Source organism: uncultured Chitinophaga sp., assembly GCF_937874145.1.
GTDB lineage: Bacteria > Bacteroidota > Bacteroidia > Chitinophagales > Chitinophagaceae > Chitinophaga.
Genome location: NZ_CALNBI010000153.1, coordinates 1 through 3,790, shown reverse-complemented (window position 1 = coordinate 3,790; position 3,790 = coordinate 1). Strand labels below are relative to the sequence as shown.

The following is a 3,790-nucleotide window of genomic DNA, read 5'->3' as shown; positions in this document are numbered from 1 at the left end:
ATATAGTTAGTTTTGATTATATTAAAAGGCATTCGCATAAAAAAGCCGTCCCGGGAATCGGGACGGCTTTTTTCAATATGTTCAAACCGGATTAGAGGTTTGCCTGAATTTTCTTTTCCAGAACGGATTTGGGGGCGGCGCCCACTTGTTTGTCTACTACCTGGCCGTTTTTGATGAACAGGATGGCAGGAATGCTGGTGATACCGTAGTTCATAGAAACCTGCGGGTTGTTGTCCACGTTCACTTTGCCGATGTTCACTTTGCCATCGTAGTCTTTGGCGAGCTCCTCGATAACCGGACCGATCGCGCGGCAGGGACCGCACCATTCTGCCCAGAAGTCAACCACAGTCAGTTTGTCTGACTCAAGTACGTTCGATTGGAAGTTCGCATCTGTGAATTCTAAAGCCATTTTGTATAGATTTAAAAGTTTATAATTTAATGATTGGTGGTTTGATTTACTGGTGATGAACACGCAAAAACCAATCCGATGTAAAACTACTGCATTTTTGGCATCCCCTGATATAGGATTTATCTACTTACTTATTGGCAATATCTATCCAGACATCCAGATCCGGTTGGGAATCCAGCCAATTTGCCAATTCGTCATTCATTTCCACGTGTTTATTAAAGGTGTGCATGCGTACCGAAAGGTTCTCGTCGCGGTCCACCAGCTGGAAGTAGATTTCGCTTTTGCCGGGATTGCGTGACACATTGTCGGCCAGGAAATCGATCATTTCCGGCTTGATGAATTGTGGCATGGTCACGATACCGATTTTCCGCGTCTGGTTCCGTTTTACTTCCTGCAGCAGCTGCATGCTGTTGATCTTGAACTCGTATTCGTTCTCGTTGAAGCGCCTGGGCTTGAAGCCGCCGTTGACGTACAGGCAAAGCCCCTGCTTGAAGTAATGTGTGAATTTGAGGAAATCCTCGCTCCAGAGCGCGAATTCGAACTTTCCGGAATAATCTTCCAGCGTCATGATGCCGAACTGCTTGTTGTTGCGGGAGATGCGCTCGATGGCGCCGCTTACGTACACCGCCATGCGGAAATCCTTCGCTTTGCCCTTGTTATTGTCCGAGGCGCCGCTGATCTGGTTTTGATACTCGGTAATGTCTGACAGGGGGCTCATCCGGTAATGCTTCAGCTCGAACTTGTAATCGTCGAGCGGGTGGCCGGAGATGTAAATCCCTGTCACCTCGCGCTCATTATTCAGCTTAATCGTCAGCGGCCAGGGATCGCATGGCGGGATCTTCGGCGGCACGATTTCCGCCATCAGGGAATCCCCGAAAAGCCCTCCTGAAGTGGAGCTTTCGGCAGACACCTGCTGCCCGAATTTCACGATTTTTTCCAGTCCCGTAGTAGTATCCCCGTCGGGCTTATGGAAATATTGCGCCCTGTGCAGCTCCGCGAAGCAATCCAGCGCCCCAGACATCGCCAGCGCCTCCAGCGATTTACGGTTCACCGCACGCTGGTTCACGCGCTTGATCATATCGAACATGGTGGTGTAAGCGCCATTTCTTTCCCGCTCTTCAATAATATTTTCAATCGCTGCTTCGCCTACGCCCTTGAGGCCCGCCAGGCCGAAACGCACCTGTCCTTTCCTGTTTACCGCAAAACCCTTGAACGACTCGTTCACATCGGGCGGCAATACGTCGAGCCCCATGCGCTTACATTCCTCCATGAAGAAGGTGATCTTCTCCAGGTTGCTGGCGTTGTTCAGCACCGAAGCCATGTATTCGGCAGGGTAGTGGGCTTTCAGGTAGGCGGTCTGGTACGCCACGAATGCGTAACAGGTGGAGTGCGATTTGTTGAACGCGTAGGATGCGAACGCCTCCCAGTCGGTCCATACCTTATCGCACATCTTCAGGTCATGGCCGTTCTGCTTGCAGCCTTCCATAAACTGCGCCTTCATTTTGTCCAGTACGGCCTTCTGCTTCTTACCCATGGCCTTACGCAGGATATCCGCGTCGCCCTTGGAAAAGTTCGCCATCTTCTGGCTCAGCAGCATTACCTGTTCCTGGTATACGTTGATCCCGTAGGTTTCCGCGAGGTATTCCTCCATCACCGGCACGTCGTATGTTACTGGCTCCAGCCCGTGCTTACGGCGGATAAACAGGGGAATGTACTCGAGCGGGCCCGGACGGTACAAGGCGTTCATCGCGATGAGATCCGCAAATTTGTCGGGCTTCAGCTCGCGCAGGTATTTCTGCATGCCCGGACTTTCAAACTGGAACGTGGCGTTGGTTTCGGCGCGTTGATACAGTTCAAATGTCTTCTGGTCATCCAGCGGGATATTGTCGATGACGATATCGATGCCGTGGTTCTTTTTGATCATCTCCAGCGCGCCTTTGATGATGGTGAGGGTCTTCAGCCCCAAAAAGTCCATCTTGATTACGCCCGCGCTTTCGATCACGTTGCCCTCGAACTGGGTCACGAGCAGGTCGGAATCCTTGGCCGTGGTTACGGGAATCAGCTCCGAAAGGTCTTTCGGCGCGATGATGATCCCCGCCGCGTGGATACCCGTATTCCGCACGGAGCCTTCCAGAACGCAGGCCTCGCGGAGCACTTCGCCCTGCAGGTCTTCGCCTTTGATCAGCTCGCGCAACTTTTTCACGTTCTCGATGTCTTCCGGCCCGAGCCCTTCCTTGTCCTGCAGGCTCTTATCCCCGTCCAGCGGTGCGTTGAAGATCCTTGACAGCTGGATGCCCGGCTTGTCGGGCACGAGCTTGGCCAGGGCGTTGGAATCCTGCAGGGGCAGGTCCATCACGCGCGCCACGTCCTTGATCGACATTTTCGCCGCCATGGTACCGTAGGTGATGATCTGCGCCACCTGCTGCTTGCCGTATTTGTCCACCACGTAATCGATCACCCGCTGGCGGCCTTCGTCATCGAAGTCCGTATCGATATCGGGCATGCTCTTACGCTCGGGGTTGAGGAACCTTTCGAACAGCAGGTCGTATTTGATGGGGTCGATATTGGTGATACCCACACAATAAGCCACGGCAGATCCCGCGGCGGAACCGCGGCCGGGACCGATGAATACGCCCAGTTCGCGCCCGGCGGAGATAAAGTCGGACACGATGAGGAAGTAACCGGCGAATCCCATCTTCTCGATTACATCCAGCTCGAAATTGAGCCTTTCCTCCACTTCCGCGGTGATCTCCGCATACCGCTTGCGGGCGCCCTCGTAGGTGAGGTGCCGCAGGTACTGGTCCTGTGTGAAGAATTCTTTCGGGATGGGGAAGTTGGGGAGGAGGATGTCGCGCTTCAGGTCGAGCAGCTGCACCTTGTCCACGATCTCGTTGGTATTGTCGATGGCCATGGGGAGATCGGCGAAGAGCTTCGACATCTCGTCCGTGGACTTGAAATAAAACTGGTCGTTATAAAAGGCGAAGCGTTTGTTTTTCACCATCACGTCGTCGTCCGAGAACTCTTTCATCGACGGGGTGCTTTTCTTTTCGCCGGTGTTGATGCAAAGGAGGATGTCGTGCGCGTTGGCATCGGCCTGGTCCACGTAATGGGAGTCGTTGGAGGCGATGATTTTCACGTTGTATTTCTGTGCGAAGCGCACGAGCACTTCATTTACTTTCTCCTGTTCGGGGATGCCGTGGCGTTGCATTTCCACGTAGAAGTCTTCCCCGAAGATATCCAGCCACCATTTGAATTCCTTTTCGCCTTCTTCTTCTCCTTTTTTGAGGATGGTTTTGGGCACGGAGGCGCCGAGGCAGCAGGTGGTGGCGATGAGGCCTTTGTGGTATTGGAGGATCAGTTCCTTGTCGATACGGGGATATT

General features: G+C 53.2%; 2 protein-coding genes. Both read right to left on the bottom strand.

Annotation, left to right across the window (positions count from 1 at the left end):
• Positions 1 to 91 precede the first annotated feature (91 nt).
• Complete coding sequence (trxA, locus tag Q0510_RS07335) at positions 92 to 409, bottom strand: thioredoxin (protein ID WP_298709642.1); 318 nt, start codon at positions 407 to 409, stop codon at positions 92 to 94.
• Between the two features lie 127 nt (positions 410 to 536).
• On the bottom strand, positions 537 to 3,790 hold a 3,254-nt coding region (dnaE, locus tag Q0510_RS07330; protein WP_298709640.1), incomplete at its 5' end, for a DNA polymerase III subunit alpha.

Excerpts from the sequence above, each read along its gene's own strand:
- trxA (WP_298709642.1), bottom strand. The coding sequence starts at position 409 with ATGGCTTTAGAATTCACAGATGCGAACTTCCAATCGAACGTACTTGAG.